The organism is Pseudoalteromonas amylolytica, assembly GCF_001854605.1.
GTDB lineage: Bacteria > Pseudomonadota > Gammaproteobacteria > Enterobacterales > Alteromonadaceae > Pseudoalteromonas > Pseudoalteromonas amylolytica.
The window spans coordinates 648,440-661,928 of record NZ_MKJU01000025.1 but is presented as its reverse complement, the minus strand read 5'-3'; the positions used below and the strand labels follow the sequence as shown (position 1 = coordinate 661,928).

Genomic DNA, 13,489 nt, shown 5'->3' with positions numbered 1-13,489 from the left:
GCGATGCAACATTGAAGAAAATAAGATCATAGCACACCGCTCATTGTTGTGTTTATTTGTGCAATTACCCCACCAAAAAATTAAAATCGACCTAGTGATTCCAACTTAATCACTCACAGGTTTGCTTCACTTTTTTGTCCAAATACTTACGGATAGCCCTTGATGCAGCGAAAAAACCAAATGTGCCTGTAACCATAGTCGCAGAGCCAAATCCGGTGGCACAGTCCATATTCTTGCTTCCATCGGCCTGCTGTTTAGCCATACAAACTTCACCGCTTTCAGTTGGGTAAACTAGTTGCTCTGTCGAGTACACACAATCAACACCAAACTTACGTTTTGGATTAGTAGAATAATTGTAGTTTTTTCTAAGTAGATATCTGACTTTAGCCAACAAGGGATCTTGAGTCGTCTTAGCCACATCGCCAAACTGGATCTGACTTGGGTCAGTTTGGCCCCCCGCACCACCTGTAGTGATGATGGGGAGCTTGCGGCGTTTACAGTGGGCGATGAGCGCGGCCTTTTCCTTTACCGCATCAATACAGTCAATAACATAATCAAAACCTACAATATGCTCAAAGATGTTATCTAGGGTGATAAAGTCATCAATCAATGAGACTTCACATGCGGGATTGATTTGCTTGAGCCGCTCGGCCATCGCCTCTATCTTTTGCTCACCTATCGTTGACGATAATGCATGAATTTGACGATTAACATTGGTCACGCAGATATCGTCGAGATCAACTAAGCAAATTTTACCAACTCCCGTTCGTGCCAGCGCTTCAGCGACCCAACTACCTACACCTCCTATGCCGACAACACAAAAGTTTGCCTGCGCCAGCCACTCACATTGTTGCTCTCCATATAAACGTTGGATACCGCCAAAACGCAACTGGGTCTGTTGATCAGTCATATTACCACTCTAACTGCCAAGGATTTTGCCATTTAGCAAAATCCACATGATTAATTAATTTTGAAAACTGCCCCATAGGTTGAGGCAATGCATAATAAGTTTTACTGTCACCTTGCCACATAAAACGTAAGGCATAAGCATGAAGGTACACCCTATCGCTCGGCATTGCACCATAAAGCTCATCACCCAAGATGGGGGCTGACAAGCTTTTTAGGGCGACTCTGAGCTGGTGTGTTTTACCTGTAAATGGCTTCAAAACACAAGCCCTTAAGCCACTTTCTAAGCTCATGCTATAAAAACGTGTCACAGCTGGGTTATCTGTAGATTTTAACAACTTATAAGCACCGCGTCTGGATTTGCTCATATCACCTTTAATCCAGCCTTGCTTTTTCTTTGGTTTATCAGTTATTAACGCCAGATAAGCCTTATCAACCGCCCTAGTTGCAAACAGCTCACTCAGTTTATTCGCTGCAGCACTTGATTTCGCTAAGATCAGTAAGCCAGATGTTACTTTATCCAAACGATGCACTGCATAGAGCTTAACATCAAGCTGTTGCTCAAGCTGAGCAACAAAGCCAATTCCACTCTCACTGTGAAAACTAACACCTGCTGCCTTAATTGCAACAACGTACTCAGGCTCATCAGCCAATAACTGAATGTCACACATAGCCATGTTAACGAAAGACAAAGTTAAGTTTTAAATAGAAAGTAATTATGAGTGCCACTTTTCAACTTCATCTGAACTCAATTCTCGCGCTTCGTTTTCAAGCAATACTGGGATGTCCTCTCGAATTGGATACGCAAGTTTAGCAGCGGTGCTGATCAGCTCGTTATTTTCTTTATCGTACTGTAGCTTTCCTTTGCAAACTGGGCAGGCAAGGATCTCTAAAAGTTTTCTGTCAAACGCCATGATAAATCTCTTTTTGTATTAGCAGTTGTTTTAATCTTGATTGCAATGCTTCGCTTGGCTTAGCATCTACCCGTAAATAGTACCAATTGTCTTTGCAAAAAGCCTGACATTTCACGGCATCTTTCTCGGTCATAAAAATGGTGCTGTCAGCATATTTGCTAAAATCTTCAAAACTGTACGCATGGTGGTCCCTAAAATGTACGCAGTCATTTAGCTCAATGCCGTATGCCTGCAAACTCGATTCAAAACGTTGAGGGTTACCAATTGCACTCACAGCAACCCCGCTATTTTGAAAGTCATCACACGGTTGCTTATTTTTTACGCTGTAGATACCTGAATTGTGTAACTGATAACTAAGCTTAGTCTGTCCGCCATTTTCTATCACAAGATCTACCTCAGATAAACGGCTCGGTAATTCTCTGAGCGGCCCTGCTGGTAACAAGCAACCATTTCCGAAACGACGCTGCGAATCAACAATACACAGCTCTAAGTCTCGGTGCATGCTATAGTGCTGTAAACCATCGTCCGAAACTATGACATCTACATCACAGTTTTGTTTAATATAGTCACAACTGGCTTGTCTATTTGCGCCAATTACAACTGGACAATGCAAGCGAGATGCGAGCAAAAAAGGTTCATCACCGGCCTCTTTCACCGTGCTTGCGTGACTAACCAAATACGGGTACTCGGATGCACAAGAACCATACCCTCGGCTGATCACCGCGACTTTTAAGCCCAGTTCTTGTAGGTAAGGTACCAACCATAACACAAATGGTGTTTTGCCATTGCCACCAATACCTATATTACCAACAATAATGATGGGAACATGAGCCCTAAATACCTGACTACGCCCAGACTTGAAGCGCCAACGACGATATGAGCTAATCAGCCAAAACAAGGCGCTCAAAGGCAATAAAAGATAGGTAAGCAGGCTTTTGGGTTTGTACCAACTACGTTCAATAACGTTCACATTTAAGCCCCGTGTTGCATTTTGCAAAGTGCTGCATAAATACCTTCAGACGCGAGCAATTGCTGATGCGTACCTTGTTCAACTATCTGGCCCTGTTCAAGCACATAGATGCGATCTGATTTCTCAATGGTAGATAGACGATGTGCAATCACAATTGAAGTTTTTCCCACCATCAACGAGTCCAATGCGTCTTGAATAAGACGTTCAGACTCTGTATCCAATGCAGAAGTGGCTTCATCTAAGATAAGAATAGGTGCATTTTTCACAATCGCGCGGGCAATAGCAATTCGCTGGCGCTGCCCGCCTGAAAGCATAACGCCATTTTCACCCACTAGCGTATTAAGTCCCTCTGGCAAAGACTCCACAAACTCCCAAACATGAGCCTGCTTGGCTACTTCGATTAACTGCGGCTCTGATAGTGGCGTATCTAAACCATATGTGATGTTATTGGCGATAGTATCGTTAAACAAAACAACCTGTTGAGATACCAAAGAGAACTGACGGCGTAACGCTTTGAGTGTATAGTCCTGAATCGGGCGCCCATCGAGTAAAATACTGCCCATTTCTATGTCGTAAAATCTTGGCAATAAGTTAGACAATGTTGATTTACCAGAGCCTGAGCGCCCAACTAAAGCTACTCGCTCACCAGGCTTGATATGCAAAGATAAGCCTCTGATAACTGGCTCTTTTTTTGTTGGATAGCAAAAAGTTACACCCTCAACCACAATTTCGCCTGTGCACGAGGGCAGATCTAGCGTGCCAGTATCTTTCTCAAGCTGTGTATCTAAGATTTCAAATATACTTTGCGCGGCCGCGATACCACGTTGTAATTCACCGTTCACATTTGCCAACTGCTTCAAGGGTCTTAGCATCATCATCATAGAAGAAAGCAACGCCACAAACGTACCCGATGTGATTGTATCTATCATCGATGGCATAGCTATAATTGCAAGGATCAATGCCATTGCACTGGCGGCGAGTATTTGAATGACAGAGACACTAAGTGCTCTGGTTGCGTCCATCTTAACGCGTTGCTGGCGATTGTGATTATTAACCTGAGCAAAACGCTCTATCTCTTTATTATGCCCCTCAAAACCGTGGATAACTTTATGCCCTGCAAGCATTTGCTCCGAGCCCCGAGTTACTTCTCCCATTGCATCTTGAATGTTCTTAGATATCTTACGAAAACGCTTTGAAACAACATTCACGATAAGTGCAACAATCGGAATAATAATTAAGAAAATAGAAGATAACTGCCAGCTAGCATCAAACATAACTACGAGTAAAAAGACGACAAACGCCCCTTCTCTTATCATCACTTGTAACGCACGAGTTATTGCTTGTTGAACCTGCTCGGTATCAAAAGTGATTTTTGAGATCATGTCACCATTGGAGTGTTGGTCATGAAATGACACAGGCAAAAACAACATATGTTCAAACAATTGCTGCCTAAGTTTTCTCACAACTTGAGAACCGACATAACTCAAACAGTATGACGCCATATAGTTGAAGATACCCCGCCCAAGCACCAAAGCGATTACCACCAGCGGTGCCCATGTGAGTACTTCAGTATTGCGCTGCGTCAGTCCGTCATCAATAAAAGGCTGCATCAATTTGATAAACAGAGCATCCATGGCGGCGTAGCCCAACATCCCTACGATGGAAAGTATAGCGACCGCTTTATAATCGAAGGTATACTTAAGTAGCCGTTTGTAGATCTGCTTGGCACTTTGCTGCATATGAACTCTCTGATATAAAAAAACCCGCCCATTGTACTTGCGCACCGTACAAAAACAAAATGGTATGTGGCTAAAATCAATTGTTTGACTTCAAAAGCATAGCCTTGTCGCTGTTTTGGTCAACATTCATCCGATTTACCGTGTGTTAGAGAAACCAATAAGGGTGTAATGTTCTCGCCGACTCTAAGTACAGGTTGGAATGACTAATTTGTACTCGAATATGTCCCTCAGTTGCAGTGTCTATCAGTTTAATCTTCTGCTTGTTATATCGCTCAACGACGGAAGCATGTGGGAGGTGCCACATGGAATAAAAACTTCTAGATAAAATCGCGATATTGGGCGAAACAGCCTGAATTAAGGCCCAACTTGAAGATGTTTTACTACCGTGATGCGGCACCAATAAAATGTCACTACGTAATTTTTCTCCATAGTGCTCTACTAGAGCGCGCTCAGCTGCGTGTTCAATATCACCGGGTAACAACACAGAAAATCGTCCATCTGTAATCCTTAGCACACACGAGTTGTTGTTATCACTATTCATTGTTTGCACGGGCCACAAAGATTCTATCGTCAGCTTATTGAACGTGATTGACTTAATATTGCAGTGCGAATGAGGGTCTAAATTATGAAATGCTTCCAAAGGCGCGTAGCCACTGTAGTCAATAAGCTCCTTAAGACCACCAATATGGTCTTGATCCGAATGACTCAAAATTACATGAGAAAGCCGTAGCTGGTGTTTTTGCAAATAAGGTTTTACAACACGTTCAAACAAGGAGAAACTATTAAAATATTTTGCACCTAAATCATATAACACTCCCTGACCGTGGTGTGACACCAAGACTGAGGTTCCGTGCCCCACGTCAAAAACATCTATTTGCCAAACAATATCAGGTTTCAGGGCACAGCTTAGGGCTCCTACAAGCACTGGGATAGCCCCAAGCCAGCGCCACAACACAAAGTGTACGCCCAATAACATAGACAGATAAAACGTAATTAAAAATGGCCAAGTAAAAGGTACAGTCTCCAACCAACCTGAATTGGCAAATAAATTTATGCATTGGGCCAGTAGCCAGTCAACCGTTAGATCAAAAAAGTGATACCAGGATATGTCGAGGTTAAGCCACAGAATAACAAGAACAAGTAACAGTGCAGGCAACATCAGAAAAGTCAGTAATGGAATAAAGATTAAATTGGTTAGTATTGCCCCCAAACTGACACCATAAAAATAAAAGCTACTTAATGGCGTAAGAATAACGCCAAGAAGCAACTGCAAAACCAGTAGCTTAAAAACAAAGCCACGAGACTTTAAGTGGTCATCAGTACTAGAATTGGCTATTACGAAAATCGCGTACACTGCGATAAATGAAAAATACAAGCCAGGATTTAATAATGAAAAAGGGTTCACAAATAGCACAATACAAAGCGCAAAAAGCAAACTTCGATAATTTGCCACACGCCAGGCATACACATAAGCGGCCACCAACACCGCCAACATTGTAAAAGCTCGCAATGCTGAGACACCAAAACCACTTAACAGCACATAGCAGCCTGCTCCAAACAAACCTGTTAGAGCATGAATACCATTAATATCCCATTGTTGTTTATTTACTTTGAAACAAAAGCCAACCGAAAAAACCAACAACTTGCTAGAGTAGAAAAATAGACCATATACGATCCCCACATGTAGCCCTGATATGGCTAACATGTGGCTCAACCCTAAGCGCTGCATAGTTTGCTTATCTTCATAAGAAATATGAGATTTGTCTCCACTGAGTAAGGTGTAATAAAGCCATCCTAGTTTAAAATGGCTAATTTTTTGCCATAGCCACCTTCGATATACCTCTGTGAAACCGAGTGAAGTTGCTTCACTTAACACTACCTCCGAGAGTCTCCCTTTAAACTGAACGTGACGAGTAAAGGCATACAACTCATTATTAAAGTTATCGAAGTTGCTGCGGCTTCTATATGGCTTTAACTTGGCGGAAGCGGAAAAAGACGCACCAATGAGCGAAGAGTGATGAGGCGAAGGTATAGAAACATTAGCTCTTACAATACGAAACTTAGCGATTCGATGATTTGAAATTTGAGTCAACTGCACTTGAAAGTAATCACGGCCGAGTTGTTTTTCGACAAAACCTCTTACATTAACTAACTGAGAATCTGTGGCTTTTACATCAATCTGTTTATAAAACAAACTGTAATGTACCTGAACTGCAAAAATAGCGAAAATAAACCCTAACAAAACTAACCAAAACGGCTTAAAATAACGGGCAACGAGCAAAAGAAACAAAACGCTGCAAAAAAACTGCCACCGTCCATAAAAAAATACGGTAAGCAAGCAGCCGGATGTAAACCCATACCCCAAGAGAACTGAAGTATATGGTTGCAAACTATGGCTAAGAAAACGATCCAACGCTTTTTACCTGATCACAATAAGATCAAACAGCAAAAGTCATTGAAAATTTTTGGTCGTTTATTACATGACGCCAATTTATGGCACTTAAATCGCCGCTCAGCTCGGGGGGCATTCTCCGTGGGGTTATTCTTTGCGTTCATCCCTGTTCCTTTTCAAATGGTTCTTGCGGCTGCATTCGCGATTCCATTTCGCGTAAATTTACCGCTTTCTGTGGCTTTGGTTTGGCTAACCAATCCATTAACGATGCCACCTATTTTCTATTGCTCTTATCTAGTTGGTGTACTCGCATTAGGCCAAGAAACCCAGCCTTTCCATTTCGAAGCAAGTTGGGAATGGCTATCACAAAGCCTATCTACCATTGGGCCTGCATTTATCGTTGGCTCTTTGATTTGCGCGAGCATCGCCTCTGTTATTGGCTATTTTGGTATTGATTATTTGTGGCGCCGCTCAGTTAACAGAGCCTGGTCATCAAGGCGCTCTTAACAACAAAGCATAGACAATAAAAAAGCCCTTTCGGGCTTTTTTATTGTGAGATTAAGATGAAGCTCTAGTCAGAGTCAGCTTACGTCGCCTTAACCATATAAGCGGTAACGCGAACAAACTTAAAGCCGACCAACTACCAGACTTACGCTCATAAGTTTCGGCCTCAGGAGGTGCACACTCCTCAACTTGCCCATCTGGATTTGGCGTCAATAGTACCGGCAGCGTCACTGTCTCATACTCAATTTCACCGTTGCTGTCTTTGGTGACGTTACCTAGCCTATCTCTTCGCTCTACCGTCTTAGTGGCAATCGCATAGATGTGGTTAGATTCAGTAATTTTTATCGCCTCGGCTATCGTATACGGATAGTTTTCGCCATTACTATCTTTACAGGGTAATAGGTCGTTTATATTGGTGACTTTTTCGTCACCTATTTTATAAATGAAGCCTTCTCTACGGCGGTTGCTACTATTCTTCTCTATTTCCGCTTGCCCGATGATGTAGCCCGCGTCGTTGATATCAGTCGCTACAGTTTTTGAACCTTTGAAAAAGTAAGGTAACTGCACATATTTGCTCTCATTTAAATCGTAGTAAAATGCATACTGGTCAAGGATAGAGCCCCGCACATTCTCTGCCATGTAACCAACAGCAATATTATTGTTGTTGATATCTGTTGCTTTACCTAATTCATACCAATTTTCTAATGTCTTAAATGGTTTGAACTCACCACCCTCAAAGTAGCCTGCTACACCATACGGATAGAGATCATCGCCCTCACGATATGGAGAGTAACCTACTGCCACACCTGATTTATTAACAGCCAAAGCAGCACTAACAAAAGCATCATTTTCATCATCTTTGGGTGTTAAGCCTAAACCTAAGTCTGTGGTACTTAATACTGAAAAGTTCTCATCTAACTTCCACTGAAATGCTCTTAGGTCATAAAATTGGCTAGACAATTGTCTCTGCCAAGCGCATACCGCGATTGGCTCGTCTTTTCCATCACAACTGTCATCGTAGTTTGTTTGGCGGTTCTCAGGAATGCCAACACTACTTTGACCCACAACTAAATAGCCACCGTCATCTAACTTTTTAATATCGGTCGCCATGCTGAACCCACCGTGCTCAGAAAACTCTGGCGCCAAGGTGATTTTTTCACCTTGTGTGGTGATCACAATACCTCTCGATGCCCAATCACGCACAAAGAATGTCTCAGCGTCAGACTCTCCCTCAGGCGTAAATGTTTCTTTAGAAAAAGGTGCAGAGCCCCATCCAACAATCACACCATCTTCACTAATTGCTGTTAAGTAGTTTGATACTGAGCGAGTTAAACCGTTGGTCGCTTGAGTTTCCACATCAAACAAAACTTGTTCTTGTGCAGACACAGCATCGATATGTAATGCTACACGGTCCTGAATTTTCTGATATTTTGCATTGTTGGTACGAGCGCTTAAAAAGTTCAACATGAAAGCGTTTGCATCTGCATTTGTTGCCGCAGCACCATTTTTAATATCATCTAGTGTAAAAGAAATCTCTTCATCAATCGCTTCAAAGCTTTCTTTTGTATTGTCATAGGCATTTTTGAGATCAACGTCTTCAAAGTCAATATACGATATATCAATCGGTAGGTTAAAATTACTCGATGCCGCACCGATGATTTCACCTTTATTGTTCACATCTGAAATAAATGTGTACTTCGCTCCCTCATAGCGAGGAAGCTCAGATAATGTATATGTTGCTCCAAGGGCTTGACCACTTAGGCCAGCTAAAATGCTTGCAGCTAAAACTGTGTGCTTCATTTTTATCCTTACTACTGATTCTGTAATGCTTCTAATTCTTCCCAACGCTCAAACGCGGCCTCAAGCTTCGACTCAAGCTCCGCCAATTCGTTCAACGCACCTTGTGTAGTTTGTGAGTCTTGTTTAAAAAAGTCCGGCGCATTGACAACTTCTTGCTGTTTTTCCAATGCTTGTTCGAGTTCTTCTACTTTACTTGGCAGCTGTTCCAATTCAAGTTTTAATTTGTAACTCAACTTAGTTGTTTTGTTACTGGCTTTTGTCTGCTTGACTTGTTTTTCAGCTTCTTGCTTATGCTGCTTTTCAAGCTCTTTGGCTTGCGCCTGACGGTGCTCAAGATACTGCTCGTAATCCGTATAGCCGCCCACAATATCAGTAATTTGCCCGCTGCCTTCAAAGGCCCACACTGAGTTACAGGTGTTATCAATAAATTCCCTATCATGGCTGACAATTAATATTGTGCCTTGATACTGATTGATAATATCTTCCAGCAGCTCCAATGTTTCGATATCTAAATCATTTGTTGGCTCATCCAAAACCAAAACATTTGATGGCTTTAAAAATAACTTAGCTAACAATAAACGGTTCTTCTCGCCCCCTGATAGCGCCTTTACTGGTGTTCTCGCTCTTGCTGGCGGGAATAAAAAGTCCTGTAAATAGCCTAATACGTGACGACTGCGGCCACCCATCATGACCTCTTGCTTACCCTCAGCAACGTTATCTTGTACGGTCGCTTCTTCATCAAGTTTTTCGCGGTATTGATCAAAGTATGCCACTTCAAGATTAACGCCCTGCTTAATTTTTCCTTGGTCTGCAGCTAACTGACCAAACAGTAACTTAAGCAAAGTTGTTTTACCAACACCGTTAGGGCCGACCAAACCGACCCTGTCACCGCGCATCACCAACGTAGAAAAGTCCTTTGCAATAACTTTGTCTTTAAAGGCATGATGAACATGCTGTGCTTCAAATACCAGTTTGCCTGAGCGTTCTGCAGTTTCGATGTTAAAGTCAGTTTTACCAACTTGTTCAACTCGTTGCTTGCGCTCGTTTCGTAATGCTTTCAGGGCTCTAACACGCCCTTCATTGCGGGTTCTGCGAGCTTTGATTCCTTGTCTGATCCAAGCTTCTTCTTCGGCGAGCTTTTTATCAAATAAGGCATTTTGTGTTTCTTCGACTTTTAAATCGTGTGCCTTTTGCTCTAAGTACTTTGCATAATTTCCTGGGTAGGAAACTAACTTGCCACGATCTAGATCTAGAATGCGTGTGGCCACAGCGCGTATAAATGCCCTATCATGCGATATAAATACAATCCCGCCTTTGAACTCTTTTAAAAACTGTTCAAGCCAGATAACACTGTTCATGTCTAAGTGGTTAGTAGGCTCATCAAGTAGCAGCAAATCCGGCTCACTGACTAACGCTTTGGCCAGAGCGACTTTTCGTAACCACCCACCAGATAACTTTTCAAGACGCATGTTTGGTGTCAATTCCAATTGACTCAAAACTAATTTAATACGGCTTTCAAAACGCCACGCATCGGCCGCTTCAATCTTGTTAGATAGCCTCTCTAACTTATTCAAAAGCGATGGAGATTGATCCGTTTGTAGTGCGTCACTTACGTGGTTAAACTCGATAAGAAGCTCAGCAATATCTGGTAGTCCATTCGCCACATAATCAAACACGGAGCCTTCAGCCCCTTTTGGTGGGTCTTGCTCTAAGCGCGACACCTTCAACTCACCGACGCGGTTAATTTCACCATCATCTAACAGCACTGCGCCGTCTAGTACCTTGAGTAAAGTTGATTTTCCCGCACCATTACGGCCAACAATACACACCCTTTCCCCGGCTTCGATGACGGCATCTGCATCATCTAGCAATGGGTGTGTGCCAAACGCTAATTGCGCTTTTGATATTCTGATTAAATCCATATTATTCTGCGAGTTGTTGAATTTGTTCAAGTTCGAACGGCCAATAAAGAGTCTGACCGTCACGTGTTCTTTTTATTACTGGGATTGAAGTTTGATAAGCTTCCATTAGCACAGTGTCATCAACGATATCAACGTGCTCAATATCACTTTCGTTTAAAATTTGTATTGCTAACTCATGGGCTTGTTCACATAAATGGCAGCCTTGCGTAAAATACAGAATATATTTAGCCATGAGTTATCAACCAACTGTTGTGTATTTGCTTATTTCTCTTAAAATCAGGTGATAGGGTCTGCTGTGAAATATTCTCCGCCTTTAAGCCCAACCCCATCAAGCCAACTTCATCCATTTTAAAACCACGTTTATTATTGGAAAAAATAAGGGTGCCTTTTGGACTTAAGATCTTTTTAACCCAAGTTAGTAGCTGAATGTGATCTCTTTGCACATCAAATACTTCTTTCATTCTCTTAGAGTTTGAAAAGGTAGGAGGATCTAAAAATATTAGATCGTACTGGCCCTGAGCGTGCTCTAACCATTTTAAACAATCGGCCTGTTCAAAACGGTAACGCGGATTTTTTAAATTATTCAAGGCAAAGTTTTCTTCAGCCCACTTTAAATACGTTTTCGACATATCTACAGTCGTAACTGATTTTGCACCACCTAAAGCAGCGTGTACTGATGCAGAGCCTGTATAAGAAAACAAGTTTAAGAAGCGCTTGTCTTTGGCATGTTGCTGGATATAGCGACGCGCGAGGCGATGATCCAAAAACAATCCAGTATCTAGATAGTCAAACAAGTTAATCTTAAATTTGGCTCCAAACTCTTCAACCGTGTCATAGCGATGTTGCTTATCCATCGCTGTATATTGAGACTCACCTTTTTGCTTTTTACGTACCTTTACCGCTATATCTTCTGGTGCAATACTCAGTTGCTCTGCCGTTAGGGTAATCACGTCTTGTAGGCGCTTTTGTGCAACCGCATCGTCTATTTCTTTAGGTGCAGCATATTCGAAGATCACCGCAGAATTATTGTATACATCTACAGCGACATTGTATTCAGGAATGTCTGCATCATAAACACGATACGCATTGATCTGCTCTTTTTTAAGCCAGCTCTTCAGTGCTTGTCTGTTCTTCTTTAAACGGTTAGCAAAGGCTTGAGAACCTTCGAAGTTGAGCCCTGTTTTTTGTTCATTTTGCGAGACTTGGCGTTCGTTCAATTCGTATAAATTTAACTCTACATCGATCGGACCATTTTTGAACTTGTAGCGCTTATCTCGTGACAGTTTAAGTAGTTTGAATAGACTGTCGTCAGTACCGAGTAAAGCCAAGCGCCAATCTTGGAAGTGCTTCTTAAAAGCAATTCCCATATTTCGGTATAAATTAACCAATTCCGCCATCGAACCTAAACGTTCCCCGTATGGCAAGTTGCTCAATATCACACCCGGACGCTTTGCAACCTTATTTAAGGCATTGGCATCCTTTACAGAAAATTTAATATACTCACCAACACCGGCGCGTTGCGCATTTTGCTGTGCAATATTGATGACTTTATCATCTAGATCTGATCCGATGATCCAAAGCGTGTTGTCTACTTCAGAAGCTTTTACCTGCGCCTTAATCTCATCGAACTTAGCTTTTCTAAAGCTTGGTAAGCGCTTAAAAGCAAACTCTCTATTGATGTTAGGATAGATATTATTCGCCATACAAGCCGCTTCAATTAGCAATGTACCTGAGCCACAGCATGGATCAAATAATGGCCGAGACGCATCATCTAACCAACCACTTCGTTTTACCAGCGCAGCGGCTAAATGTTCTCTAATCGGCGCTTTACCTTGGCGAGTACGATAACCTCTATCTGATAAGCGCGGACCTGAATAATCTATATACAGTGAACAACTTTGCCTGTTGAGTTTGGCAATAACACGAATGTTAGGCTCTGTTTTGTCGACATTTGGACGCTGTTCATATAAGTCATTAAAATAGTCTACGATACCATCTTTAATCACAAGACCCGAAAACTGCGTGTTTTTAAGTTCGTTATTGGTGCCATTAAATTCGATAGCAAAAGTCTGAGTGGGACCAAACCAATCTTGCCAAGCTTGAAATCGTGCAAACTTATACAACGCTGCTTTGTCTTTGATATCTTCACTTTCGTCGATCAATAACATCACGCGTGTGGCAAAACGCGTTGTTAAACAAAACTTTTGAGCTGCTAGATTATCAGCATTGAATCGAACTGAACCAACACTTTGCTTACCCAATTCAAGGCCTGCTTGTTGAATTTCTTCTGCTAAGAGATGTTCGATACCAATAGATGTGAGCGCGATAAATTGCAATGTACT

Annotated in this window: 11 protein-coding genes; 1 reads left to right on the top strand and 10 read right to left on the bottom strand. The window is 42.0% G+C overall.

What is annotated here, in order from left to right:
- Nucleotides 1–109: 109 nt before the first annotated feature.
- The 6 genes from tcdA to BET10_RS09495 form a co-directional block, all read right to left on the bottom strand.
- Entirely contained in the window at nucleotides 110–910 is an 801-nt protein-coding gene (gene tcdA / locus BET10_RS09520) for a tRNA cyclic N6-threonylcarbamoyladenosine(37) synthase TcdA (RefSeq protein ID WP_070985293.1), read from the bottom strand.
- Between the two features lies 1 nt (nucleotide 911).
- The gene (locus BET10_RS09515; RefSeq protein WP_070985291.1) at nucleotides 912–1,577 is read right to left on the bottom strand and encodes a TIGR01621 family pseudouridine synthase; all 666 of its coding nucleotides are present in this window, start codon (nucleotides 1,575–1,577) and stop codon (nucleotides 912–914) included.
- A 45-nt stretch (nucleotides 1,578–1,622) separates the two neighbouring features.
- A complete protein-coding gene (locus BET10_RS09510) occupies nucleotides 1,623–1,820 on the bottom strand; it encodes a Trm112 family protein (RefSeq protein ID WP_070985289.1) in 198 nt (65 codons plus the stop codon).
- Nucleotides 1,810–2,790 carry a tetraacyldisaccharide 4'-kinase gene (gene lpxK, locus BET10_RS09505; RefSeq protein WP_070985287.1) on the bottom strand — a complete coding sequence of 327 codons (981 nt, stop codon included), beginning with the start codon at nucleotides 2,788–2,790 and terminating at the stop codon, nucleotides 1,810–1,812. The genes BET10_RS09510 and lpxK overlap by 11 nt, the downstream gene beginning before the upstream one ends.
- Before the next feature lie 2 nt (nucleotides 2,791–2,792).
- A complete protein-coding gene (gene msbA, locus BET10_RS09500) occupies nucleotides 2,793–4,529 on the bottom strand; it encodes a lipid A export permease/ATP-binding protein MsbA (protein WP_070985284.1) in 1,737 nt (578 codons plus the stop codon).
- Nucleotides 4,530–4,674: 145 nt separating this feature from the next.
- Entirely contained in the window at nucleotides 4,675–6,867 is a 2,193-nt protein-coding gene (locus BET10_RS09495; protein ID WP_338053297.1) for a DNA internalization-related competence protein ComEC/Rec2, read from the bottom strand.
- Between the two features lie 54 nt (nucleotides 6,868–6,921).
- Between BET10_RS09495 and BET10_RS09490 the strand changes: the two genes are divergently transcribed.
- Nucleotides 6,922–7,428 carry a DUF2062 domain-containing protein gene (locus BET10_RS09490; RefSeq protein WP_070985280.1) on the top strand — a complete coding sequence of 169 codons (507 nt, stop codon included), beginning with the start codon at nucleotides 6,922–6,924 and terminating at the stop codon, nucleotides 7,426–7,428.
- 51 nt (nucleotides 7,429–7,479) lie between these two features.
- Here the strand turns inward: BET10_RS09490 and BET10_RS09485 are convergent, their stop codons facing one another.
- Genes BET10_RS09485 through rlmKL form a run of 4 tightly spaced genes read right to left on the bottom strand, consistent with a single transcriptional unit; the run spans nucleotide 7,480 to nucleotide 13,483 of the window.
- On the bottom strand, nucleotides 7,480–9,225 hold the full coding sequence (locus BET10_RS09485) for a DUF3466 family protein (RefSeq protein ID WP_070985279.1): 1,746 nt from the start codon (nucleotides 9,223–9,225) through the stop codon (nucleotides 7,480–7,482).
- Between the two features lie 11 nt (nucleotides 9,226–9,236).
- Nucleotides 9,237–11,147, bottom strand: a complete 1,911-nt coding sequence (gene uup, locus BET10_RS09480; RefSeq protein WP_070985278.1) for an ATP-binding cassette ATPase Uup — start codon at nucleotides 11,145–11,147, stop codon at nucleotides 9,237–9,239.
- 1 nt (nucleotide 11,148) lies between these two features.
- Entirely contained in the window at nucleotides 11,149–11,379 is a 231-nt protein-coding gene (locus BET10_RS09475; protein WP_070985276.1) for a glutaredoxin family protein, read from the bottom strand.
- Nucleotides 11,372–13,483 (bottom strand): bifunctional 23S rRNA (guanine(2069)-N(7))-methyltransferase RlmK/23S rRNA (guanine(2445)-N(2))-methyltransferase RlmL, encoded by a 2,112-nt coding sequence (gene rlmKL / locus BET10_RS09470; RefSeq protein ID WP_070985274.1) that lies wholly within the window; start codon nucleotides 13,481–13,483, stop codon nucleotides 11,372–11,374. Before rlmKL ends, BET10_RS09475 begins: the two co-directional genes overlap by 8 nt.
- Between the last annotated feature and the right edge of the window lie 6 nt (nucleotides 13,484–13,489).

What these genes read in the sequence shown, in the direction of transcription:
- BET10_RS09490 (WP_070985280.1), top strand. Translation starts at nt 6,922, where the DNA reads ATGGCTAAGAAAACGATCCAACGCTTTTTACCTGATCACAATAAGATC.
- BET10_RS09515 (WP_070985291.1), bottom strand. Translation starts at nt 1,577, where the DNA reads ATGTGTGACATTCAGTTATTGGCTGATGAGCCTGAGTACGTTGTTGCA.
- BET10_RS09485 (WP_070985279.1), bottom strand. Translation starts at nt 9,225, where the DNA reads ATGAAGCACACAGTTTTAGCTGCAAGCATTTTAGCTGGCCTAAGTGGT.
- msbA (WP_070985284.1), bottom strand. Translation starts at nt 4,529, where the DNA reads ATGCAGCAAAGTGCCAAGCAGATCTACAAACGGCTACTTAAGTATACC.
- BET10_RS09510 (WP_070985289.1), bottom strand. Translation starts at nt 1,820, where the DNA reads ATGGCGTTTGACAGAAAACTTTTAGAGATCCTTGCCTGCCCAGTTTGC.
- tcdA (WP_070985293.1), bottom strand. Translation starts at nt 910, where the DNA reads ATGACTGATCAACAGACCCAGTTGCGTTTTGGCGGTATCCAACGTTTA.
- BET10_RS09475 (WP_070985276.1), bottom strand. Translation starts at nt 11,379, where the DNA reads ATGGCTAAATATATTCTGTATTTTACGCAAGGCTGCCATTTATGTGAA.
- uup (WP_070985278.1), bottom strand. Translation starts at nt 11,147, where the DNA reads ATGGATTTAATCAGAATATCAAAAGCGCAATTAGCGTTTGGCACACAC.